The sequence below is a fragment of the Corynebacterium sp. PCR 32 genome, from assembly GCF_037464985.1.
GTDB classification, from domain to species: domain Bacteria; phylum Actinomycetota; class Actinomycetes; order Mycobacteriales; family Mycobacteriaceae; genus Corynebacterium; species Corynebacterium kroppenstedtii_D.
This window is the reverse complement of sequence record NZ_JBAHVL010000005.1, coordinates 1-23,444: the sequence shown is the minus strand read 5'-3', so window position 1 is coordinate 23,444 and position 23,444 is coordinate 1. Positions and strand designations below refer to the sequence as shown.

Annotated in this window: 19 protein-coding genes; all 19 read left to right on the top strand. The window is 52.6% G+C overall.

All coding sequences use genetic code 11. The features are described from left to right. Nucleotides 1–55 precede the first annotated feature (55 nt). The 19 genes from pheT (at nucleotide 56) to tyrS (ending at nucleotide 23,224) form a co-directional block, all read left to right on the top strand. On the top strand, nucleotides 56–2,602 hold the full coding sequence (gene pheT / locus V5S80_RS07255; protein WP_395170104.1) for a phenylalanine--tRNA ligase subunit beta: 2,547 nt from the start codon (nucleotides 56–58) through the stop codon (nucleotides 2,600–2,602). Between the two features lie 104 nt (nucleotides 2,603–2,706). Then, nucleotides 2,707–3,747 carry an N-acetyl-gamma-glutamyl-phosphate reductase gene (gene argC / locus V5S80_RS07250; protein WP_395170103.1) on the top strand — a complete coding sequence of 347 codons (1,041 nt, stop codon included), beginning with the start codon at nucleotides 2,707–2,709 and terminating at the stop codon, nucleotides 3,745–3,747. Nucleotides 3,748–3,881: 134 nt separating this feature from the next. Continuing rightward, nucleotides 3,882–5,036 carry a bifunctional glutamate N-acetyltransferase/amino-acid acetyltransferase ArgJ gene (gene argJ, locus V5S80_RS07245; protein WP_395170102.1) on the top strand — a complete coding sequence of 385 codons (1,155 nt, stop codon included), beginning with the start codon at nucleotides 3,882–3,884 and terminating at the stop codon, nucleotides 5,034–5,036. 23 nt (nucleotides 5,037–5,059) lie between these two features. After that, nucleotides 5,060–5,998 carry an acetylglutamate kinase gene (argB, locus tag V5S80_RS07240; protein ID WP_395170101.1) on the top strand — a complete coding sequence of 313 codons (939 nt, stop codon included), beginning with the start codon at nucleotides 5,060–5,062 and terminating at the stop codon, nucleotides 5,996–5,998. After that, entirely contained in the window at nucleotides 5,976–7,172 is a 1,197-nt protein-coding gene (locus V5S80_RS07235) for an acetylornithine transaminase (protein ID WP_395170100.1), read from the top strand. The genes argB and V5S80_RS07235 overlap by 23 nt, the downstream gene beginning before the upstream one ends. 145 nt (nucleotides 7,173–7,317) lie before the next feature. Then, nucleotides 7,318–7,800, top strand: a complete 483-nt coding sequence (locus tag V5S80_RS07230; protein WP_395170099.1) for an arginine repressor — start codon at nucleotides 7,318–7,320, stop codon at nucleotides 7,798–7,800. Nucleotides 7,801–7,927: 127 nt separating this feature from the next. After that, nucleotides 7,928–8,509 carry a bifunctional pyr operon transcriptional regulator/uracil phosphoribosyltransferase PyrR gene (gene pyrR, locus V5S80_RS07225; RefSeq protein WP_395170098.1) on the top strand — a complete coding sequence of 194 codons (582 nt, stop codon included), beginning with the start codon at nucleotides 7,928–7,930 and terminating at the stop codon, nucleotides 8,507–8,509. Between the two features lie 84 nt (nucleotides 8,510–8,593). Further along, entirely contained in the window at nucleotides 8,594–9,526 is a 933-nt protein-coding gene (locus tag V5S80_RS07220) for an aspartate carbamoyltransferase catalytic subunit (RefSeq protein WP_395170097.1), read from the top strand. Between the two features lie 32 nt (nucleotides 9,527–9,558). Next, nucleotides 9,559–10,896, top strand: a complete 1,338-nt coding sequence (locus tag V5S80_RS07215; RefSeq protein ID WP_395170096.1) for a dihydroorotase — start codon at nucleotides 9,559–9,561, stop codon at nucleotides 10,894–10,896. A gap of 93 nt (nucleotides 10,897–10,989) precedes the next feature. Then, the gene (gene argS / locus V5S80_RS07210) at nucleotides 10,990–12,642 is read left to right on the top strand and encodes an arginine--tRNA ligase (RefSeq protein ID WP_395170095.1); all 1,653 of its coding nucleotides are present in this window, start codon (nucleotides 10,990–10,992) and stop codon (nucleotides 12,640–12,642) included. A 650-nt stretch (nucleotides 12,643–13,292) separates the two neighbouring features. Continuing rightward, nucleotides 13,293–14,732, top strand: coding sequence for an arginine-ornithine antiporter (gene arcD / locus V5S80_RS07205; protein WP_395170222.1), 1,440 nt, complete (start codon nucleotides 13,293–13,295; stop codon nucleotides 14,730–14,732). A 55-nt stretch (nucleotides 14,733–14,787) separates the two neighbouring features. After that, complete coding sequence (locus tag V5S80_RS07200; protein WP_395170221.1) at nucleotides 14,788–16,035, top strand: arginine deiminase; 1,248 nt, start codon at nucleotides 14,788–14,790, stop codon at nucleotides 16,033–16,035. A 122-nt stretch (nucleotides 16,036–16,157) separates the two neighbouring features. Beyond that, nucleotides 16,158–17,156 carry an ornithine carbamoyltransferase gene (gene argF / locus V5S80_RS07195; protein WP_395170094.1) on the top strand — a complete coding sequence of 333 codons (999 nt, stop codon included), beginning with the start codon at nucleotides 16,158–16,160 and terminating at the stop codon, nucleotides 17,154–17,156. 54 nt (nucleotides 17,157–17,210) lie between these two features. Further along, nucleotides 17,211–18,149, top strand: coding sequence for a carbamate kinase (arcC, locus tag V5S80_RS07190; protein WP_395170093.1), 939 nt, complete (start codon nucleotides 17,211–17,213; stop codon nucleotides 18,147–18,149). Between the two features lie 311 nt (nucleotides 18,150–18,460). Further along, nucleotides 18,461–18,724, top strand: coding sequence for a hypothetical protein (locus V5S80_RS07185; RefSeq protein WP_395170092.1), 264 nt, complete (start codon nucleotides 18,461–18,463; stop codon nucleotides 18,722–18,724). A 97-nt stretch (nucleotides 18,725–18,821) separates the two neighbouring features. Then, on the top strand, nucleotides 18,822–20,018 hold the full coding sequence (locus V5S80_RS07180; protein WP_395170091.1) for an argininosuccinate synthase: 1,197 nt from the start codon (nucleotides 18,822–18,824) through the stop codon (nucleotides 20,016–20,018). Between the two features lie 44 nt (nucleotides 20,019–20,062). Then, the gene (gene argH, locus V5S80_RS07175; protein WP_395170090.1) at nucleotides 20,063–21,523 is read left to right on the top strand and encodes an argininosuccinate lyase; all 1,461 of its coding nucleotides are present in this window, start codon (nucleotides 20,063–20,065) and stop codon (nucleotides 21,521–21,523) included. A 109-nt stretch (nucleotides 21,524–21,632) separates the two neighbouring features. Next, on the top strand, nucleotides 21,633–21,806 hold the full coding sequence (locus tag V5S80_RS07170) for a Trm112 family protein (protein WP_395170089.1): 174 nt from the start codon (nucleotides 21,633–21,635) through the stop codon (nucleotides 21,804–21,806). An 80-nt stretch (nucleotides 21,807–21,886) separates the two neighbouring features. Then, the gene (tyrS, locus tag V5S80_RS07165) at nucleotides 21,887–23,224 is read left to right on the top strand and encodes a tyrosine--tRNA ligase (protein WP_395170088.1); all 1,338 of its coding nucleotides are present in this window, start codon (nucleotides 21,887–21,889) and stop codon (nucleotides 23,222–23,224) included. Nucleotides 23,225–23,444 lie beyond the last annotated feature (220 nt).

Sequence of the window (23,444 nt, the reverse complement as noted above, 5' to 3'; positions counted from 1 at the left end):
GTTCTGAACACCATTATTCTTCGACTGTTATTTATTTTTTATCAAGGAGTTCTCTATGTTCATGCCTCAACGGTGGATCACCGACATTCTGGATCATGCTCACCCTGGGTGGTCAGTGACTGCGGAGGAACTTGATTCAGGGTTTGTTCGGGTCGGGTTCGAGACCGAGGGGTATGACAGTATTCCCGACACTGCGGGGCCGCTTGTGTTAGGGCGGGTGGAAAAGGTTGATGAGCTTGAGGGCTTTAAAAAGCCTATTCGTTACTGCGATGTTAATGTCGGCGGGGCGAATGGTACTGGCGAGTTACAGCATATTATTTGCGGTGCTCGAAACTTTGCTGAGGGGGATACCGTCGTGGTGGCTCTCCCGGGAACGGTCCTACCTGGTGGTTTTACGATTAGTGAGAGAAAGACATATGGGCAGGTGTCGGAGGGGATGCTATGCTCTGCTATGGAATTAGGACTCTCAAAGGTACAGGATAAAGGCATCATTGTTCTTCCGGCGGAGGCAGGACAGCCTGGTGATGATCCACGCCCATTCCTTCAGCTAGATGACACCATTTTTGACGTCAATATCACCCCTGACCGTGGCTATGCTCTTTCCGCACGGGGCCTAGCGAGGGAAATTGCGTCCAGTTTTGGCCTCACTTACGTTGATCCTGCGGAGGATCCGTCTGTCGCAGGACTTCGGATTGAGGTACCACCAGTTGATGGCGAGGCTTTGTCGGTTGATGTTCGCAACACGGCTGCAGTGAAACGATTTGGAGTTCGTGAAATTCGGAATATTGATTCGACGGTTGCCACTCCATTTTGGCTGGCGCGTCAGCTGATGGTGTGTGGGCAACGGCCGGTCAACCTCTCGACCGATGTGACGAATTATGTGATGCTCCTCCTTGGTCAACCGATGCATGCCTTTGACGCTGACCGTATTAGCGGTGGGTTTACTGTTCGAAACGCCCAGCAGGGTGAAACGCTGGTGACGTTGGACGGCGTCGAGAGGGCACTCCATCCTGACGATATCGTTATCGAGGATGATCAGGGGATTCAATCCTTGGCTGGTGTCATGGGTAGTTCGACGTCAGAAATTAGTGATTCGACGACATCTGTTTATCTTGAGGCGGCGAATTTTGATGCCATGACGATTGCTCGCACCTCTCGACGTCATAAGCTTTCGACGGAGGCCTCTCGACGTTTTGAGCGTGGTGTGGATCCTGGTGTGGTGGAGGTGGCCCTTGATATTGCGGCGTCGCTGATTGCAGAGATTGCAGGTGGTGAGATTTCCGCTGGTCGGACGCTTATTGGTGATGTTCCTGTCATGTCAACAGTCGAGATGGGTGACAATTATCCTTCGATGGTGGCGGGTGTTGATTATCCGCAGGGGACGGCCGAAAGGCGCCTGAAGGAAATTGGGTGTGACGTTACTGTGTCCCAGTCGGTGGAGGAAGGGCCTGTATCTCTGTCGGTAGTTCCTCCGACGTGGCGGCCAGATCTGGCGATGAAGGCTGACCTGGCTGAAGAAGTTGTGCGTCTGGAGGGGATTGAGGATATTCCCTCGGTTGTTCCTCAGTCGCCGTCGGGGTGCGGATTGACGCCCCGTCAGCGCCGTCGTCGCGCAGTAGGGCATGCATTGGCATGGAATGGGTGGACCGAAATGCTGCCGAGTCCGTTCATTGCGGACGATACATTCGATGTATGGGGACTTAAGGGGGATGATCCACGACGTAATGTGGTGAAGGTTCTCAATCCGCTGGAATTTGATCACAGTTCAATTGGAACGACTCTTCTGCCATCGTTGCTCGACTCGCTGAAACGGAATATTGACCGTGGTCAGGTAGATGTTGCACTCTACGGTGTGGAGCAGGTGTCATTTAATAGTAGTGGGGGCTCGTCACCGATGCTGGATGTGTCGGCTCGTCCGAGTGATGAGGCGGTTGAGCAGTTAATCAGTTCGTTGCCGAGACAACCGCTGCACGTGGCTGCAATTGCCTCGGGCTTGTGGACGGCGAACGGGCCGTGGGGGCCTGGGCGTGCGGTTGAGACCATGGATGCCATTGAGCTGGTTCGTGTTGTGGGGCGTGCGATAGGTGTGACCTTTGAGTTTGCGAACGTTGAGCATATGCCGTGGCATCCTGGACGATGTGCTGGTGTATTCTTGCAGGGATCTGCGGGCTATACCCCTGAGGACGCGGTTGGTTTTGCGGGTGAGCTTCATCCTCAAGTGTGTGAACGTTTGGGTGTTCCTTCACGGACTATTGCTGCTGAAATTGATCTTGACGCGGTTCCTTTTGTGCAGAGGGCTGTGTCGCCTCAGCTTTCACCTTTCCCGGCCGTGCTTCAGGATGTTGCTGTTGTTGTCGATGATTCCGTGGCTTCAGAGGAGCTTCGGCGCTCGCTGATGGCTGGCGCTGGCGCGTTGTTGGAGTCAATTGAATTGTTCGATGTCTATCGCTCCGAGGCGTTGGGTGAGGGTAAAGTGTCGATGACATTTGCTTTAAAGTTCAGGGCGCCAGATCGGACGTTGACTGATGAGGAGTGCAATCAGGCGAGGGAGGCGGCTGTCGCGTGTGCGCATTCCGAGCTGGGGGCTGTCCTTCGACGCTGATGATATGCGTTGATGCGTAGGGGGACTGGGCTAAGTGGCCTCGTGGCCCCTCGGCACCACTCTGTATAGTTTACGCTAACGCGTATAAACTGTACTCTGTTTGTATGGCAATCAAAGTAGCTATTGCAGGGGCGTCTGGTTACGCGGGTGGAGAAATACTTCGACTTCTTCTTGGGCATCCGGCGTATCTCGGTGGGGAGCTTGAGGTTGGAGCTCTCACAGGGAATTCGTCGTCCGGTCGTCGGCTCGGCGAACTGATGCCCCAGGTCGTTTCGCTGCGGGAGAGGGTAATTGAGCCCACGGAGATCGATGTTCTCTCGGAGCATGATGTGGTGTTTCTCGCTCTGCCTCATGGAAAATCGGGGGACATTGTCCGTCAGTTGCCAGAATCAGTCAAGGTTGTTGACTGTGCTGCGGACTACCGGTTGCATGATTCTCATGAATGGGTGAGATACTACGGCTCTGTGCACGCGGGTTGGTGGCCGTACGGGCTTCCTGAAATTCCAGGGCATCGTCAGTCGATTAGGTCTGCGTCACGTGTGGCTGTTCCTGGATGTTTTCCCACAGGTGCTACGCTCGCATTGCTTCCAGCGATTGCTGAAAGACTCATCGTGCCGGATGTGGCGATCACCTCGATTACGGGGGTGTCTGGAGGGGGGAAGAAAGCGGCTGTGTCGTTGCTTGGTGCGGAAACAATGGGGTCAGTTACGGCGTATAAGACAGCTGGTACTCACCGGCATGTTCCGGAAATTATTCAAAATCTCTCCGAGATGGGTGAGGTATCATCTGTTAGTTTCACTCCTGTTCGGGCACCGTTGTCGCGGGGTATTTTGACGGTTGCTACGGCGCCGCTTGCTGACGATGTTGATGCGGCCAGGGCTCGTTGTGGTTATGAGAATTTTTACCGTAATGAGCGGTTTGTCGTGGTTTTGGCAAAGGGGTGTCAGCCGGACACACGCAGTGTTACTGGGGCGAATGTGTGTCAGGTGCAGGTTGAAGTCGATGGGCGGGCGGGTCGACTAGTGGCTACCTCGGCGATCGATAATCTGACGAAGGGAACCGGGGGTGCGGCGGTCCAATGTATGAACTTGATGCTCGGCTGGGAGGAGTCTGCTGGCTTGAGTGTGGTTGGGCTTGCTCCATGACGGTGGGTTGATTGGGGGTGGCACCGCGATGGCGCTAATAGCAGATGGTGTTCTATGCCATATAAAGAATGAATAATCTGCGAGTGAATGCATATAGCGGTAGAGTGAATAATAATCTCTAGCGAGGAGGACTTATGTCTGTGACCCAGCCGGTGGGTTTTACTGCTGCAGCAACAACCGCAGGTATTAAACCCTCGGGTAAACCAGATTTGGCTATCGTTATCAACGAAGGACCCCAGTTTCATGCTGCCGGGATGTTTACCAGGAATAAAATCTGTGCAGCACCTGTGAAACATACTCGGAATATCATCGCCAATGGCACAATGAAGGCAGTTCTGTTCAACTCCGGCAACGCTAATGCCTGTAACGGGGTTGCTGGCGACAATGATGTTGCTGCGTCGGTTGAACAGGTATCCTCTGCGACGACAATTGCAGTTGACGATATTGGCGTGTGCTCCACCGGATTGATAGGCGAGCGCCTTCCGATGGATAAAATGCATACCGGCATTGCCGCCCTTCTTAGGGGGCTCACTCCGGACGGTGGGGCAGGGGCGGCGCGGGCCATTATGACGACAGACACTGTTCCAAAAGAAGTTGTTGTCGAGGGAAGCGGGTTTACCGTCGGTGCGATGGGTAAGGGTGTCGGGATGATGGCGCCATCTCTGGCAACGATGCTTGTTCTCGTCACAACGGATGCAGCGGTGAGCTCTGAATCGTTACATCAGGCATTGGTCCGGGCATCAGCGACGACTTTTAACACCCTTGATATTGACGGCGCGACCTCGACCAATGACACCGTGCTTGTCATGGCAAGCGGCGCTTCCGGTGTGACACCCAGTCAACATGAACTCGATAACGCAATTCTTGCGGCGTGCTCAGATCTTGCTGATGCCATGCAAGCGGATGCGGAAGGAGTGACCAAGCGGGTTCGGATCAGTGTCACGGGAGCGCGCACCGATGATGAGGCTCTCAGTGCGTCTCGTACTATCGGCCGGGATAATTTGGTGAAAACCGCTTTGTTCGGCTCAGATCCCAACTGGGGGCGCGTAGTTGCTGCGGTGGGTATGGCTGATGCTGATATGGACCCGGACAACATCAGTGTTTCTTTTAACGGACATCCGGTGTGTAGGCATTCGACAGGAATGTCTGATGCTCGCGCAGTGGATCTTTCGGGCCCTGAGATCACTGTGGAGGTTGATCTCGGGACATCGGGGAAAGGGTCTGCGTTTGTCCGTACGACAGACCTGTCGTCCGCGTATGTCGAGATCAATTCCGCTTATAGCACCTAGGATGTGCCAAGAAAGAGGCTGGTATGGGTTTGAGTGATTCGGATCGGGCGCACGTTCTCGCGGAGGCATTGCCGTGGCTGCAATTTTTTAATGGCAAGGTCGTAGTGGTCAAATACGGTGGCAACGCCATGATCGATAAGGACCTGAAGACAGCGTTTGCTGCGGACATCGTGTTGCTGCGAACCGTTGGGGCCAAGCCAGTGGTTGTGCATGGTGGCGGCCCGCAAATTAGTGATATGCTCCGCAACCTTGGTATTGCGAGCGAATTTGTTGGCGGTTACCGACGCACTCCACCTGAGATTATGGATATTGTGCGTATGGTGCTCTTTGGTCACGTTGGCCGTGATCTCGTCGGGCTTATTAACACGATGGGGCCGTATGCGGTGGGGGTGTCGGGGGAGGATGCGAATATCTTCACTGCCGAAAAAATGTTGGTTAATGTCGATGGAGTAGCGACGGATATCGGCCAAGTGGGGCGCATTAGGGATGTTGATCCTACGCATGTTCTCGGATTAATCGAGGATGGCAGAGTTCCAGTCGTGTCGGGTATAGCGCCTGGAATAGATGGTGACGTATATAACGTGAATGCCGACACTGCTGCAGGTGCATTGGCGGAGGCGATAGGCGCTGAACGTCTCGTGGTGCTAACCAATGTTGAAGGCTTGTATACGGATTGGCCTCACAAGGATTCCTTGGTGTCAAAGATTGAGGCGACTCCTTTGTCGGAGGTACTTCCCCGTCTGGATTCCGGAATGATCCCGAAAATGACCGCTTGTTTGAGGGCGGTGCGTGGGGGGGTACGCGCAGCTCACGTTATTGACGGAAGAGTTGAGCATTCTGTGATTCTTGAGCTTCTCACCATGGGTGGAATTGGCACCATGGTTTTCCCTGATAGCTACATACGGTCTAACTATCCTGACGGCACTGTTTTGAGGAAGGATGACGAATATGCCGCCCGCTGATGATCTGATGAATACGTATGGGGATTTTTCTCTCGAATTGGTTTCGGGAGAAGGAGCGTGGCTAATAGACGCTGAAGGTCATAGGTATCTCGATCTTCTTGCCGGAATCGCCGTGGCGTCCCTGGGGCAGGGGCATACAGCTATCATCGAGGCGGTCACTGAACAAATTAGACACTTAACGCATACGTCGAATTTCTTTACTCATCGACCGGAGCTGGATGTTGCGAGGTTGTTGATTGATCGTTTCGGCCAGAACGATGCAAAAGTATTCTTCTGTAATTCCGGTACCGAGGCAAATGAAGCTGCATTGAAGTTATCCCGGCTTACGGGGAAGAAACGCATCCTTGCTGCGGTTAGTGGATTTCATGGTCGCACGATGGGCGCATTATCGCTGACTGGCCAGCCGGACAAGCGTGCTGCGTTTGAGCCGCTGGTTCCCGGCGTTGAATTTTATCCCTATGGAGATGCGCGTTATCTCCGTGCGCTTATTGAGGTGAATCCGGCTGATACTGCGGCTATTATTCTCGAACCTATTCAGGGGGAGACTGGTGTGATCCCCGCGCCTGCCGGATTTTTACGTGCGGTTCGTGAACTATGTGACGAGTTTGGTCTCCTCATGATTGTCGATGAAGTCCAGACTGGTGTCGGGCGAACAGGAACCTTTTTCGCCCACAGTGATGATGGCGTAGTGCCAGATGTTGTGACAATGGCAAAAGGCCTGGCGGGTGGCCTGCCCATCGGCGCTGTTCTCGCGCGGGGACAGGCCGCGACCTTATTTACACCGGGAAGTCATGGGACAACGTTTGGTGGGAATCCGGTGTCGTGTGCGGCAGCGCGAGCTGTCTTGTCGACGATTGATAGTGACTTTTGTCACCGGATCCGAGTGAAAGGGCAGCGATTTATCGACGGGTTGTCGTCTCACAGGGTTGTTTCGGCGGTCCGTGGTCGAGGCCTCATGTTGGGAGTCGTATTGACACACGCGTGCGCGAAACAAGCGGTTAAATCTGGTTTATCACACGGTGTCATTCTCAACGCTACGTCGGAGGATGTAGTGCGATTAACGCCGCCACTCGTGATCTCCGACGAGGACATTGACGAAGCGATCACCCGCTTGTGGGCAGTGTTCGACGATGTCGATGAGGGCATCACGAAGAGGAGTGCACCTGCTGTGTGAGGGATAGTGGCATGAATGCAGGGTGTCTGTCATGTGCGGTTCAGTCAATGATGAATATGCCCAAAATTCCAGGAATTGTATACTGAGCACGTACGTAAAAAAATCGATAAAACCGCACATCAGGCGTATTACCGTCTCGAGGAGATTGGCCGTGGGTAACTCACGATCTGCCCGTCAAGGAAAGATTATTGAAATTTTGCGCAACACTCGCGTGTCGTCGCAGGCTCAATTGTCCAAACTTCTTGCGGCCGAAGGTATCGAGATCACACAGGCGACACTGTCGCGGGACCTTGATGAACTGGGGGCCAGGAAAATCCGGCCGGAACAAGGGTTATCCTTCTACGCAGTCAGTGGAATTAAGGATACTTTTGGCGAAGATCATACCGCTGCTCAGGAAAAACTGCGGCGCATGATCAGTGAACTTGTGGTGTATATCGATTACTCAGGACCTATTGCTGTCCTACGTACTCCCCCCGGGGCGGGGCAGTACTTGGCAAGTTTCGTTGATCGTGTCAGCTTCGAAGAAGTCCTCGGGTGTATTGCTGGTGACGATACAGTGTTTGTTCTTGCTCGTGAACCACTGACGGGAAAGGATCTCGCAGATTTAATGAAGGGGGCAAATACGTAGCCGTTGACAGCTTAGGGGTGCTACGATCATTTGTGGTCTACGGAGAACGAACCGCACTTGTTTCTCGGGCCAATATAAGTGAACGTCCTTTAACAATCCGTCCAGTGAGGCGGGGAAGGAGGTCACGATGAGCACAAACGGCTCCCGCACTGACAGTGGTAGTGAGGTGGAAATCCTTGATGCCAACGATGTCAACCGAACCGTCGCGCGCATCGCGCACCAAATCATAGAGAATCGAGCTATTGGCTCCTCGGGCGCGGATCCAGTGGTGATACTGGGTATACCCTCTGGGGGTGTTCCACTCGCCGAGCGGATCGCGCGTAATATCTCCCAATTTTCAGGCGTCGAAGTCCACAGTGGAGCTCTCGATATCACACTATATCGAGATGATCTACGTAAGACTCCCCATCGAGCGCTTCAGCCTACTCGCATCCCGGAATCTGGGATTGATAATTCGACGGTCATCCTCGTCGATGATGTTCTTTTTTCAGGTCGTACCATACGTGCCGCACTCGATGCCATTCGTGATCTGGGGCGACCGAATGCAATTCAATTGGCTGTCCTTGTTGATCGGGGAAACCGTCGATTACCCATCAAAGCCAACTATGTGGGTAAATCGCTGCCGACAAATTTTCGCGAGAATGTTGTCGTTGAATGTCAAGAATTAGATGGTCGTGACCGAGTTCTACTCGTGCGTGTCGACAACTAGTCATGTCGATGCTGACCTGCATTAAACCTCTAACTCGCACTCTGACCAGTTTTTCTGCGCAGATACATTGGGGAGCAAATCACTATGAAGCACTTTATCGATGCCTCTCGTCTTACGAAAGATGAGATCACTTTTCTACTTGAGCAAACTGAACAGTTCCGTTCGGCCCTCCACGGACGTGAGGTGCAAAAGCTGCCGACACTACGTGGCCGGACGGTTGTTACCCTTTTCTACGAAAATTCCACGCGTACCAGGGTTTCTTTTGAACGTGCGGCGAAGACACTGAGTGCTGACACTGTGAACATGTCTGCCTCGTCATCATCGGTGCAAAAAGGCGAATCACTTCGTGACACCGGCCTTACGTTGCGGGCCTTGGGTGCCGAGGCTATCGTCATGCGTCACCCATTGTCGGGTGCACCTAATCTTCTCGCAGAGTGGTTGTCGCCTAACGGTGATGGCCCCTCGATTATCAATGCAGGTGACGGTGCGCACCAACACCCAACCCAGGCTCTCCTCGATGCGGTAACCATGTGTCGACACCTGGGGAATTTGGAGGGCCGTAAGGTCCTCATTGTCGGCGATTGCAAACATTCCCGTGTTGTTCGGTCCAACGTTCAGATGCTCACCACTTTGGGGGCTGAGGTGGTTCTTATTGCACCGCCGACGCTCATTCCAGTGGGAGCAGAGGCGTGGCCATCTCGGATCTCGCACAATTTTGATGCAGAAATTACTGACGCAGATGTAGTCATGATGCTTCGTATTCAACGTGAGCGCATGCATGGTGGGTATTTCCCATCACTGCGTGAATACACATCAATGTTCGGACTGACGAAGGGACGCTACGCCAAGATGCCTGCAAACGCGTTGGTTATGCACCCCGGGCCGATGAATCGTGGGGTGGAGATCGATTACGCCGTTGCTGATGCCGATAATTCGGTCGTGCTGGAGCAGGTCCACAACGGCATTCTGTCTCGTATGGCTGTCCTGTATGCCACTCTCATTGGTTCTGCCGACTAATCCGATTCCCGTCCCACTTCGAGGAGCATTCCATGACTTCTGTTAATAAATATCCAGTCACCGGCCAGCTTGCTCATCCGGGCGAGGGCACTCTGCTTATCCGGAACGTGTGTCCCTACGGTGAGGGGGAGCCGGTCGACGTCTTAGTACGCAACGGTGTGATTGAGACTCTTGGCGCTGATAAAAATACTAGCGCCGATCGCGAGATTGATGGCCGTGGCAACGTGTTGTTGCCGGGGCTGGTCGATATGCATGTTCACCTGCGTGAGCCTGGTAATGAGGACGCTGAAACTATCGAGACCGGCTCGCGTGCAGCTGCCCGCGGTGGATTTACTGCCGTTTTTACCATGGCGAATACCACACCTGTGACCGACTCCCCGATGCTTGCTGAAGCTATCTGGGAGAAAGGACAGAAGTGCGGCCTGGTTGATGTCCACCCGGTTGGTGCTATCACCGAGGGACTAAGGGGGGAACACATCAATGAATTCGGTCTGATGGCTGCGTCCGGTGCACGAGTCCGTATGTTTTCTGATGACGGCAAGTGCGTTCAATCGGCGTCCTTGATGCGTCGTGCAGCGCAGTATGCACAGGGTATCAACGTCCTGTTGGCTCAGCATGCTCAGGAAGCAACGTTGACTTCCGATGCGGTGGCAAATGAGGGAGTGGTTGCTGCGGAACTTGGGCTTGAGGGCTGGCCTCGGATGGCGGAAGAGATGATTGTCGCCCGAGATATCCTGATTGCTCGTGATTATGGTGCTAGGATTCACATTTGCCACGCTTCGACAGCTGGTACTGCTGAATTGCTTAAGGGGGCGAAGGCAAAAGGCCTTCCGGTATCTGCTGAGGTTACGCCGCATCATCTGTTGCTGACTGATGAGCGTCTCCGTGACTATGATTCCGTCAATCGGGTTAATCCACCGTTGCGTACAAGCAATGACGTTGACGTGCTACGTGAGGCACTTCTTGACGGGACAATCGATGTGGTTGCTACCGATCATGCGCCTCACTCTGCTGAGTTCAAGGCATGTGAATTTGAACATGCTCGCCCTGGCATGTTGGGACTGGAGACCGCACTGGCGATTGTCGCGGAGCTTTTTGTTTGCTCTGGTAGGGCCGATTGGCGGTTTATTGCCAAGGTAATGTCTGAGCGACCTGCAGAGATCACTCAGCTACCAGGGCACGGTCGTCCTATTGCTGAGGGTGAACCTGCCAACCTGACGATTGTTGACCCCCATGCTCCATGGATAGTGGAACCGGAAGATTCTGCATCGCAATCGGTAAATACACCGTTTGGCGGGATGGAGTTTCACACCCGGGTTATTGCAACGGTCCTCCGTGGGGTGGTGACATTTGATGAGACGGACAACTAGGGCAGCGTGACGGCGTGTAGCGGTCGGAGACCAGTATCGGTGGACATCCCCGACCGCGTGGGTATGGGGTCTGTCCGCGTATAATTCTGAGCTATGACTCCACTGACACTTTCGCATGTGATGACGGACGCCGTGCACACAACGTTTACAGAGCATGGTTTAGACACTTCACTGATTCCTCAGGAAGTAACGGTCGAACGTCCACGTAATCCTGACCATGGCGACTATTCCACGAATGTTGCATTGCAGGTGGCGAAACGTGCTGGTGTTCAACCCCGTCACCTTGCGCAGTGGATCGCTGATGCGCTGACAGCATCTGATGCTATCGACAAAGTTGACATTGCTGGCCCCGGTTTTCTGAATATATGGCTGAAAGCAGATGCCCAGGGTGAAATTGTCAAGGAGGTTCTTGCCCGAGGAGACACATACGGTCACAATGACCGCTATAAGGACCTCGTTGTGAATCTAGAATTTGTGTCCGCAAACCCTACAGGGCCAATCCACCTCGGGGGGACCCGTTGGGCTGCCGTCGGGGATTCTCTGGGACGTGTTCTTTCCGCGAACGGCGCCACGGTGACGCGTGAGTACTATTTCAACGATCACGGTGCTCAGATTGATCGTTTCGCTCGTTCGTTGATCGCAGCAGCGCTCAACGAGCCAACCCCTGATGATGGCTATGGTGGGGACTATATCCAAGAGATTGCCGATGAAGTCGTGAAGGTAGAGCCAGGGGCGCTTAACCAGAATCCGGCAGAACGTCAGGAAACTTTTAGACGTCTCGGCGTCGAGATGATGTTTGATCGGATTAAGCGGTCGTTATCAGATTTTGGAACTGAGTTCGACGTGTTTTTCCATGAGAATTCCCTCTACGAGTCCGGCGCCGTCGATAAAGCCGTCGGTCACCTGAAGGACAACGGTAACCTTTATCAGGCTGAGGGAGCATGGTGGTTGAAGACGACCAAGTACGGTGATGAAAAGGACCGTGTCGTTATCAAGTCTGATGGACACCATGCATACATTGCTGGTGACATCGCCTACGCGGCCGATAAGTTTGACCGGGGGCACAACCTGTGTATTTACATGCTTGGGGCGGATCATCATGGGTATGTCAAACGTTTGAAGGCGGCTGCAGGTGCCCTGGGGTACAATCCAGAACAAATTGAGGTCCTCATTGGTCAGATGGTGAATCTTGTGCGTGATGGGCAAGCGGTGCGCATGTCAAAGCGTAGAGGGACTGTTGTGACTCTCGAGGATCTCGTTGAGGCATTGGGGGTCGATGCAAGTCGTTATTCGTTGCTGCGTTCGTCCGTCGATACTTCGATCGATATTGACCTCGGGTTATGGACATCGCAATCGTCAGATAATCCGGTTTACTATGTCCAGTATGGGCATGCGCGTCTGTGTTCGTTGCTGCGTCGAGCAGCATCATTAGGGATAACGGTGGATGGCCCTGATGTCTCGTTGTTGACAACGGACTACGAGGGGGACCTTATTCGCACCCTCGGCGAATTCCCTGAAATCGTTACAATGGCTGCTGACTTGCGTGAACCCCATCGGCTTACGAGGTACGCAGAACGACTGGCTACGATATTCCATCGTTTCTACGATAACTGTCCAATTTTGCCGAAGGAGGGGGAGACGACGGAGTCAATCCACATTGCTCGCCTTGCTCTCGCTACTGCAACTAGACAAGTTCTTGAGAACGCATTGACGCTGTTGGGGATTTCCGCGCCTGAACGCATGTAAAAGGCACGTGGCTAGGTACTAGTCGCAAGGTGCGGCGTCTCATGAGCCCCATAGGATCTGCATGATCCTATGGGGCTTTTCCTGTGGGCGGTTATGGGCCGAGGTGTTGTGTGTTCACGGGTGGTGTAGCCGCCGGTGAGCCTGCCTTGTCATGGAGGTGAGTGTGTCACAACAACAACTATGTGATAGCTGACACATAAATAGACTTGTAGTGTTGTAACTCACATAATGAATTAAATTCATCGCAGATTACAATGGGTGGAATAAATGCAACGTGCAAAAGTCAATGTTTGCAGCATGACGAATGAGGGTGATGCTGGTAAGTGTGTATAACTTTCATCCCGACTACATATAAGTATGCCATGGTTGAAATAGTTTCCTTGCGATCGTTCAATTTTAAAAAATCGGTTCTGGATTTTTTCGCCCCAAGGTCTAAAGTCAAAGTTGTTCACAGAATGAGGGTTAATGCAGTGAATGCGTGTTGATATCTAATATATTCTGTGACTATGTAGAACTATTAGCTTGATTGCACTTGCGACCATGCTCGAACGGTGACGGCGTCTTGAACGGGCACTATCGCAAGGGAAAGGACCGTTGTGGAGAAAATAGACTCTTCCACCGGGGCCGTTTCGAGTACATCTGTGCCAAACATGGTTAAGGAAAAATCTGGGCTTCCTTTTATGTCTCTTTTGGCACTCGTTGTTGGCTCAATGATTGGTGGCGGAATTTTTTCATTGCCACAAAACATTGCTGTCTCAGCGTCGGCGGGGCCTATTATCATCGGGTGGGGTATAACGGGTATTGGCATGATTTGCTTGGCCTTTACCTATCAGTTTCTCAGCAATCGTAAACCGGAGCTAGATAATGGTGTATACGCTTATGCGCGTAGTGGATTCGGTGATTTTGTCGGTTTTAACTCGGCGTGGGGGTATTGGCTGTCTGCACTTATTGGCAACGTAGGATACGTTATTTTATTGTTTTCAACAATAGGTAAGTTTCTCCCTATATTTAAGGGTGGAAATACGATTCCTGCCATCGTGTGCGCATCGATACTTCTGTGGTCTGTTCATTTTTTAATCCTTAACGGTGTGGAAAATGCTGCATTTATCAATATTATAGCCACAGCCGCAAAGATCATTCCGATTCTTTCATTTATCATCATCTGTATAGTTGGATTTAAGTACAACCTTTTTGCTGCCGATTTCTGGGGTGGCCAATCAACAGACCTCGGGGGGGTGGTAGCCCAAACCAAAAATATGATGATGGTCACCGTTTGGGTGTTTATCGGTATTGAAGGCGCTAATGTTTTTTCCAAGCGGGCCCGTCAACGTTCAGATGTAGGTAAGGCAACCGTTATTGGATTCTTAGTTGTCCTTGCCCTTCTCGTCGCGGTCAACCTTCTGTCATTAGGAATTATGCAGCGAGCAGATGTTGCTAGCTTGGGTGACGCGTCCATGGCAGATGTTCTTGCACACGCTGTTGGTTCTCAATGGGGAGCCTGGTTTGTTTCAATTGGTGTCATCCTGTCCCTTGTAGGTGCGCTTCTTGCATGGATTCTGCTCGCCGCAGAGACCTTGATGGTTCCCGGACAAGACGGGGTTATGCCAAAATTTTTTGGCCGGATGAATGAGAAGAAAGCGCCGGTAAACTCCCTTTGGCTAACGGATATCGTCACCACTGTTATCCTCGTCGCTTCCTTCTTTTCGAAGGATGTTTATTACCTCATGGCCACCCTATCTGCGTCCCTTATCCTCGTTCCGTATCTCCTCTCGGCCGGTTATGGCCTGTTGGTTACTGCGCGTGGGGAAACCTATGTGGAGACACAAGCACGAGGTAGGGTCAGTAACTTTGTCGCAGCCCTTGTTGCAACACTCTACGGTTTCTGGTTGCTCTACGCTGCTGGTTGGCAAGCTCTTTTGCTTGCTGCGCTGATTTATTTGCCTGGTGTCATCCTCTACGTCTGGGCGAAACGAGAAAAGGGTGACCAGAGTCTTTTCCGTCCATATGAGTGGATTATCTTCGCGGTCCTCGTCATCGCTGCTATTGCGGCTATCTGCAACATTGTCAATGGAACAATTTCGGTCGGGTAACGCAGCTGTCCTCCGCACACTCCACTACAACTGATGTTCGAAAGGTTTGAAAATGATGTCGAAAACCCCACTCGGTGCATGGTCCGAAGTCGGCAAACTACGTACGGTGATGACCTGTTCACCGGGGTTGGCACATGAACGCTTGACTCCGACTAATTGTCAGGATTTATTGTATGACGATGTTTTATGGGTCGGCAAAGCTCGCAAGGATCACGCCGAATTCCGTCAGGCGATGGCTGACCGAGGCGTCGAGGTCCTTGAAATGACCCAGTTGCTCGCGGAAACCTTAGAGATTCCCGAGGCACGAGCGTTTATTCTTGATCGCAAACTTAGTGAAAAGATGGTAGGCCCGAGTATTTCCACCGAGTTGCGAAGCTGGTTTGACGAGATGACGGCGGAGAAAGCAGCGCAATTCCTCATAGGAGGTCTTCCGTACTCAGAACTACCGGCTGAACTTTCCGGTGGGGCGACCGCAACGCTGGGAATAGCGCATGACTCCGAGGAATTCATCGTTTCGCCGTTGCCGAATACTCAGTTCACTCGCGACAATTCAGCGTGGATTTTCGGCGGGGTCGAACTAAGCCCGATGACGAAGCCAGCCCGCCAGCAGGAAACACAGTTAGTTCGTGGGATCTATCATTTCCACCCACGTTTCGCTAACGAGGAGTTCTCCTTCTGGTATGGCGACACCGATGACGATCATGGTCTTGCCACCATGGAAGGCGGTGACATCATGCCATTGGGCCGAGGCATTGTGCTCGTCGGAATGGGGGAGCGGACGACATGGCAGGGTGTTTCCCAATTGGCTCGTAACCTTTTCTCAGCGGGAGCTGCTGAACAAGTCATTATCGCCGCTATGGCTCCAGACCGGGCCTCGATGCACCTCGACACAGTGTTCTCGTTCCTGGATCTGGATAAGGTAACGGTGTACAAAGACGTCGTTGATACGATCCGGCCTATTATTCTTCGGCCCGGTGAGGGGGGCCGCGACGTGGATATCACCACTGAGGATCGGAATTACATCGACGTTGTTGCTGATGCTCTTGGCATCAAGAAGATGACGATCATTCCGACAGGTGGTGATGGATATGCTGCAGCTCGCGAACAATGGGATGACGGCAACAATGTTGTAGCCCTCGAACCGGGCGTTGTGGTTGCCTACGATCGCAATACACATACCAATAAGCGCTTACGTGACGCTGGCATCGAGGTTATCGAAATCCCATCCAGTGAGCTCGGCCGAGGCCGTGGCGGTGGTCACTGTATGACCTGTCCGATTGTGCGTGAGCCTGTCAACTACTAAAAGCTCGACTTTCCATTCGTCAGTTGAGACGCCATTGCTAATTGAGGACGGTTTGCCAGCCACTGGCAGAACAAAAGAAATTTCGTGTTTCGCACGCGAATTCCACAAGAAAGGACAAGAATATGCCTACATCTCTCAGCGGTCGTAGCTTTTTAAAGCTTCTGGACTACACCCCAGACGAGATCCGCTACTTGCTCACGCTATCCAAGAATTTCAAGGACCTCAAGCGCACAGGAACTCCTCACCGCTACCTCGAGGGGAAGAACATAGTTTTGCTCTTCGAGAAGACCTCGACCCGTACTCGCTGCTCATTCGAAGTGGGCGGAATGGATCTTGGCATGGGGGTCACCTACCTGGATCCGGGCAGCTCACAGATGGGCAAAAAAGAGTCCATTGAAGATACGGCTCGTGTGTTAGGCCGGATGTACGACGGCATCGAGTATCGCGGCTTTGACCAATCCATAGTGGAAGATTTGGCGAAAAACGCTGGTGTTCCAGTATGGAACGGCTTGACGACAGAATTCCACCCGACCCAGATGATCGCTGACATCATGACGGTGGAGGAGAACTTCCCCCAAGGAGTCAAAGGACTCAAACTTGTGTTCATGGGTGATGCCCAGAATAACGTCGCAAACTCATTAATGGTTGTCTGTGCAAAGTTGGGTATGCATTTTGTTGCTTGTGGCCCGAAAGATCAGATGCCGTCGGACGGCCTCGTAGAGACCTGCCGCGAGATTGCTGCTGAAGCCGGTGGCTCCATATCGCTCACCAATGACGTCGACGGCGCTGTCTCCGGCGCACACGTTATCTATACCGACATTTGGGTTTCCATGGGGGAAGAGTCTGAGGATCTATGGAAGCGTCGTATCGGCCTCCTCGAACCGTATCGGGTAACTCAGGACGTTATCGATAAAGCTGACGACAACGTAATTTTCATGCATTGTCTGCCCTCCTTTCACGACACCAACACAACCGTGGGAGCGCAGATTGCGGAGAAGTACGGCATCACTGAGATGGAAGTATCGGATGAGGTATTTGAGGGTCCCCGTTCTCGTGTGTTTGAAGAGGCAGAAAACCGCATGCATTCCATCAAAGCGATTATGTACGCCACACTCTCGTAATCCGTATCACTGTCATCACATCCAGAAGTACTTATCCGAAAGGAGGAGTAGCCAGTGGCTAACCGTGTCGTTCTTGCCTTGGGCGGCAACGCCCTGGGCCAGACACCCCAGGAGCAAATAGAGCTCATTAAAGGCACTGCGAGTGCGATCGTAGATCTCATTGAAAATGGTCATGAGGTTGTCGTCACCCACGGTAATGGTCCGCAGGTTGGGACCATCAAGGTTGCTTTCGACAACTCACATAAAGCTGTCGGAAACACGCCTCATATGCCGTTCCCTGAAGTGTCAGCGATGTCCCAGGGGTACATCGGTTACCATCTACAGCAGGCTCTGGAGAACGAAATGAGAAAGCGGAGCGTTGACCGTCCGTGTGCCTGCATTATTACGCAGACATTGGTTGACAAAAACGATTCTGCTTTCGATCATCCGACGAAGCCCGTTGGCGGATTTGTCAGCGAGGCGGAAGCCAGGACGATCATGGCTGAGACCGATCATCATTTCGTCGAAGATAGTGGCCGTGGCTGGCGCTGGGTGGTAGCCTCCCCGAAACCACTTGAGATCGTCGAGGGAAGCCTTATTGCGAACTTAGTGGAATCACAGTACATCGTAATTTCTACTGGTGGAGGCGGGGTACCCGTCGTTGAAGAAGATGGAAATCTTGTTGGTGTTCCAGCTGTGGTGGATAAAGATCGCTCCGCTGGGATTCTGTCCGATCAGATCCATGCTGATAGATTGCTGATTTTGACGGCAATCGACAATGTTGCCATCAACTTCAACACACCACAACAAAAAAACCTGAGCGAGATGACGGTGGCAGAAGCTCGCACCTACATAGACGATGGGCAGTTCGCGCCGGGATCGATGCTGCCAAAGGTCGAGGCATGTGTGGATTTTGTTGACGGGCACCCGGAACGCGTCGCAATTATTTCTTCATTAAAGGATGCTGCAGCGTCACTTGACGGGGCTGCTGGCACCCGGATCGTCGCCTCATAGGCGGGATGTTTCTGCTGATTGCGGTGTTTAACCGTGTCGAAAACCCTGCGTCGCATCTCACGTTGTGACGCAGGGTTAATCGCTATGGTGTCGTTGTGGTGCGGGGTGGGCATCCACAGGGTGTCGCTTGCCCAACCTAGTGGACTATGGTCAGTCGGCTAGTTGGTGATGGGAGACTGGTGTGGATTGTTGAAAAGTATCAGTTGCGGTTCATGGTGATTGACGACATTTGTACTGATGGTGATGATAATGTTTCACATGCAGAATGTATATTCTGACTTGCAACGCATATTCTGCTAAGCTTTTGTAACATGGCTCCACAGATCACATGCTCGGCAGATCGGGCGAGGAAGGTTAACATTCGTCAGTGTCGCCGTGTTGGTAGCCAACCTAAGGAGGCGGTGTTGTTGGAGCATGAGAGCATCGAGATACCTCAGACGCCCTATATCTCCCGTTGCGATGTGATGCCGGTGGTTGTCGGTACGATTCCTGGTAGCGATACCGTCCTTCTGCTCGTGCGCGAGCCTATGCCAGGGGCGGAGTTCAGCGAACAGTTGCAACAGGTACGACGATAGCGGGCCGAGGCCTTGGAGTGCCGTCGTAGTTTTGTCGGTTGGTCTCGGCCGTGTTCACTGTCCGTTGTGCTTGTCTCTGAGATAAGGAACTTTTCAAATGACTAATCGTGTCGTTCTGGCATACTCTGGTGGCCTTGATACCTCGGTCGCCATCCCGTACCTGGCTAAAATGACTGGTGGTGACGTTGTTGCCGTGTCCATTGATTTGGGTCAGGGTGGCGAAAATATGGAATCAGTCCGGCAACGTGCGCTTGCGTGTGGTGCTGTGGAGTCAGTGATTGTGGATGCCAAGGACGAATTTGCGGACGAGTACTGTTTGCCGGCGATCAAGGCAAATGGCATGTATATGAAGCAGTACCCTCTCGTTTCTGCATTGTCTCGCCCCTTGATCGTGAAGCATTTAGTGGAGGCCGCGAAAAAACATGGGGGAACCCATGTCGCCCATGGCTGTACTGGTAAGGGGAATGACCAGGTGCGGTTCGAGGTTGGTTTTGCTGATTTGGCACCTGACTTGGAGGTAATAGCCCCAGCACGTGATTATGCCTGGACTCGTGACAAGGCCATTACATTTGCTGAAGAGATTGACCTACCTATCGAGCAGTCTGCGAGCTCACCGTTCTCGATTGATCAAAATGTATGGGGGCGGGCAGTAGAAACAGGCTTCCTAGAGGATCTGTGGAACCGGCCGACAAAAGATCTTTATGCCTACACGGAAGAACCATCGTTGGGGAACGCGCCAGACGAGGTGGTGATTTCATTTGTCAGCGGTAAACCGGTGGCGATTGATGGTCGTCCAGTGTCGGTTCTCGAGGCTATTGAAGAATTGAATCGGCGTGGCGGTGCGCAGGGTGTGGGTCGGCTCGATATGGTCGAAGACCGGCTAGTGGGAATTAAGTCTCGTGAGGTTTATGAAGCTCCTGGTGCGATGGTTTTGATTCGTGCGCATGAAGCGTTGGAGGACATTACGGTAGAGAGGGAATTAGCGCGGTATAAACGGAGTGTCGATGCCCGCTGGTCGGAGGAGGTCTATGACGGATTATGGTTTGCGCCGCTCAAGTGTTCGCTCGACGCATTCATCGAATCCACACAAGTTAATGTCACCGGTGATATTCGTTTAGTTCTCCATCAGGGGCGGATTATGGTCAATGGTCGTCGTTCTGAGAAATCGCTTTACGATTTCAATTTAGCGACATATGACACTGGTGACACATTTGATCAGACATTGTCGCGTGGTTTCGTGGAGTTGCATGGTTTGTCGTCGAAGATCGCATGCAGGCGGGACCGAGAAAACTAATCTCGACAGTGAACGTAGCACCGGTAGGCATCGGAGGAGCGTACATGGGAATCGCAGCGCACACAACAAATCAGGGGTCATTGTGGGGAGGTAGATTCTCAGCTGGGCCGAGCGAGGCGATGTTTGCTTTGTCGGTATCGACGCATATCGATTGGGTACTAGCTCCATACGATGTGTTGGCTTCAAAGGCGCATGCGAAAGTTCTACACGGCCGGGGCCTTGTGAGCGATGATGACTACGGCATCCTGGTTCAGGGGCTGACACAGCTCGGCGATGATGTTGCGTCAGGGGCTTTTGTCCCTGAGCCTACGGACGAGGACGTGCATGGGGCCATGGAACGTGGACTCATCGACCTTGTCGGTTCTACGGTCGGTGGGCGGCTCCGGGCAGGTCGATCACGAAATGATCAAGTCGCTGCGTTGTTTCGGATGTGGGTTCGCGATGCTATTCGAAACGTGGCAGTCGAAACGATCACGTTGGTGACTGCGCTCGCTGACCAAGCTGAGGCACATTCTGACGATATTATGCCAGGTAAAACTCATTCGCAGGCGGCACAGCCGATTCTTGTTGCTCACCAGCTTTTGGCTCATGCACACCCTCTGTTGAGGGATATTGATCGTCTTCAGGATCTTGATAAGCGTTTGGCGGTCAGCCCATACGGATCGGGTGCTCTTGCGGGGTCGACATTGCACCTGGATCCAGATGCTATTGCGTCCGAATTAGGTTTCGATTCCTCGTGTGACAATTCGATTGATGGGACAAGCGCGCGTGACTTTGCCACCGAGGCAGCTTTTGTTCTCGCCCAGATTGGGGTAGATATGTCGCGGTTAGCGGAGGAGATTATCTCGTGGTGTACACCTGAGTACGGTTATGTCACCTTGGATGATGCATGGTCGACTGGTTCGTCGATCATGCCGCAGAAGAAAAATCCCGATGTTGCCGAGTTGACTCGCGGTAAGGCAGGACGTTTGATCGGGAATCTTTCTGGTCTTTTGGCTACGTGTAAAGCGTTGCCGTTGGCCTATGATCGTGATTTACAAGAGGACAAGGAGCCGATTATTGATTCGGTTAATCAGCTTCTGTTGCTTCTTCCTGCGTTGACTGGTTTGGTGCGCACGCTGACTTTTGATACTGCGCGTTTACGCGAGTTGGCTCCTCAAGGTTTCACATTAGCGACGGATCTCGCGGAGTGGCTTGTACGGCGTGGAGTTCCTTTCCGTGAGGCGCACGAGGCGTCGGGTTCGTGTGTCCGTTTAGCTGAGGCTCGTGGGGTCAGCCTAAAAGACTTGACTGATGATGAGTTGCAGTCTGCTCATTTGTCGTTGACTCCAGATGTTCGAGAGGTGTTGACGATTGAGGGGTCTGTTGCGTCGCGGGATACGAAGGGCGGTACTGCTCGACCACGAGTTATGGAACAACTTCAACGGTTGAGGGAAGATGCGTCGTGTGGAGCACGGTGGGCTGCTCATTCGCCGATTCCCGGTGGTCCGCGTAATTCTGAATAGCCGCGTGATTTGTTATATCGAATGTGTGTGGTGTCCTGGTCAGTCTGGCTGTGCGATTACGAGGACACCGTGCTCGTGATGCCCTTGGGGCAGGGTAATGTGTGCTCTTATGAGCCTCAATGAAGATCTCCTTTCGCTCTTGGTGTGTCCGAAGGATAAGGGAACCTTGGAGTACCACGAGGAGGAGCAGATTCTCGTCAATCCACGTTTGAATATTGCCTATCCTATTGAGGATGGAATTCCCGTCCTTTTGGTAGATCAGGCAACTCCTTACCAGGGATAAGTGGTAGGGCGGCGGTGTGGGGTCGTCGTTCGAGTTAGTCAATATTCCGATGATCGTGTCGTAAGAGGAGTACATCGAAAATGAGTAACGGCGTAGCTAGTGGTCGTTCGGATGAAGCGAATGATCGCGTTGCAGTCATCGATGATCTCGAATGGCGAGGACTGATTAATCAGTCGACGGATCTGGACCGGCTCAAAGAAGCCTGTCGGGAGAGGATGATGACCTTGTATACAGGGTTTGATCCCACGGGGCCGTCGCTTCATGCCGGTCATCTGGTTCCTTTGTTGATGCTGAAGCGGTTCCAGGAGGCGGGGCATCGTCCGATTGTGTTGGCGGGCGGGGCGACCGGGATGATTGGTGATCCACGTGACGTCGGGGAGCGGTCGATGCTTGCTGAAGAAACAGTCGCGGAGTGGGCTGAAAAGATTTCTTCTCAGCTTCGTCGTTTCGTATCGCTCGAAGGTGATGAAGGCTTTTCTGGGGGCAATGGTGCGATTCTTGAGAATAACTATTCTTGGACCTCGCAGATGTCTGCCATCGATTATCTACGGGATCTTGGTAAGAATTTTTCTCTCAACACGATGTTGTCAAGGGATACGGTGAAACGTCGTTTAGAGGGTGATGGGATGTCGTACACCGAGTTCTCGTACATGCTCTTGCAGGCGAACGATTTCGTTGAGCTTCGTCGGCGCCATGATTGCCGCGTTCAAATTGGGGGGTCGGATCAGTGGGGGAACATTATCGGTGGTGTGGATCTCAACCGTCGACTGGATAATGAGGTTGTTCATGGGATTACCGTGCCGCTTGTGACCGATTCTGAGGGGAAGAAATTTGGAAAATCTACTGGTGGTGGAAAACTATGGCTTGATCCGGAAATGACGAGCCCATATTCCTGGTACCAGTATTTCCTTAACGCGGCAGATAACGATGTGATTCGTTATTTACGGTGGTTCACGTTCCTGAGTCGTGAAGAGTTGCACGAGCTCGAAGTCGAAACCAATGAACATGCACATAGGCGGGCAGCTCAGCGGCGTCTTGCACGGGAAATGACGACTCTTGTCCATGGTGAGAATGCGACGAAGTCGGTGGAACTAGCTTCGCAAGCGCTCTTCGGCCGTGGTGAATTACACGATCTGGATGATCGTACGTTGATGGGGGCGTTAGCTGAGACTACGATTGCAGAATTTCCGCAAGGAGCAGAGCCGACGATCTTGGATCTCTTGGTGGAATCCGGGCTTACTCCGTCAAAAGGGGCTGCCCGTCGTGCTGTGAAGGAAGGCGGTGCTTATGTGAATAATGAGCGAGTTGTTGACGTGGAATGGGTTCCTTCGGCCGATGACCTTCTTCATGGGCAGTGGCTAGTGCTTCGCCGCGGAAAGAAATCTTTTGCTGGTGCACGGTTTGGGAAGGAAGGCTGATGAGGGTTCCTAATTGGACTGTGTAGCGCTTCGTTCCATTGGACTGACAACGGGTCACTTATGTGGCCCGTTTTGTGTTTATTGCAAAGTTGCCCCTTTCAGGTGGCTTGCTAGCTCGATGTGATGGCAAATGTGTGAGAGAGGGTTGCTTTTGGTGTGTGTTTTTGTGGTGTGTGCTGGGGGTTTGTGGTGTGTGGGTGGGGTGTGTAGTGTTTTGTCT

Coding starts and splice junctions, on each gene's coding strand:
- pyrR (WP_395170098.1), top strand. CDS start 7,928: ATGAGCACAAACGGCTCCCGCACTGACAGTGGTAGTGAGGTGGAAATC.
- argS (WP_395170095.1), top strand. CDS start 10,990: ATGACTCCACTGACACTTTCGCATGTGATGACGGACGCCGTGCACACA.
- tyrS (WP_395170088.1), top strand. CDS start 21,887: ATGAGTAACGGCGTAGCTAGTGGTCGTTCGGATGAAGCGAATGATCGC.
- argH (WP_395170090.1), top strand. CDS start 20,063: ATGGGAATCGCAGCGCACACAACAAATCAGGGGTCATTGTGGGGAGGT.
- argC (WP_395170103.1), top strand. CDS start 2,707: ATGGCAATCAAAGTAGCTATTGCAGGGGCGTCTGGTTACGCGGGTGGA.
- V5S80_RS07215 (WP_395170096.1), top strand. CDS start 9,559: ATGACTTCTGTTAATAAATATCCAGTCACCGGCCAGCTTGCTCATCCG.
- V5S80_RS07200 (WP_395170221.1), top strand. CDS start 14,788: ATGTCGAAAACCCCACTCGGTGCATGGTCCGAAGTCGGCAAACTACGT.
- V5S80_RS07170 (WP_395170089.1), top strand. CDS start 21,633: ATGAGCCTCAATGAAGATCTCCTTTCGCTCTTGGTGTGTCCGAAGGAT.
- argF (WP_395170094.1), top strand. CDS start 16,158: ATGCCTACATCTCTCAGCGGTCGTAGCTTTTTAAAGCTTCTGGACTAC.
- V5S80_RS07185 (WP_395170092.1), top strand. CDS start 18,461: ATGGCTCCACAGATCACATGCTCGGCAGATCGGGCGAGGAAGGTTAAC.
- pheT (WP_395170104.1), top strand. CDS start 56: ATGTTCATGCCTCAACGGTGGATCACCGACATTCTGGATCATGCTCAC.
- V5S80_RS07180 (WP_395170091.1), top strand. CDS start 18,822: ATGACTAATCGTGTCGTTCTGGCATACTCTGGTGGCCTTGATACCTCG.
- V5S80_RS07220 (WP_395170097.1), top strand. CDS start 8,594: ATGAAGCACTTTATCGATGCCTCTCGTCTTACGAAAGATGAGATCACT.
- V5S80_RS07235 (WP_395170100.1), top strand. CDS start 5,976: ATGACGAATATGCCGCCCGCTGATGATCTGATGAATACGTATGGGGAT.
- arcD (WP_395170222.1), top strand. CDS start 13,293: ATGGTTAAGGAAAAATCTGGGCTTCCTTTTATGTCTCTTTTGGCACTC.
- argB (WP_395170101.1), top strand. CDS start 5,060: ATGGGTTTGAGTGATTCGGATCGGGCGCACGTTCTCGCGGAGGCATTG.
- argJ (WP_395170102.1), top strand. CDS start 3,882: ATGTCTGTGACCCAGCCGGTGGGTTTTACTGCTGCAGCAACAACCGCA.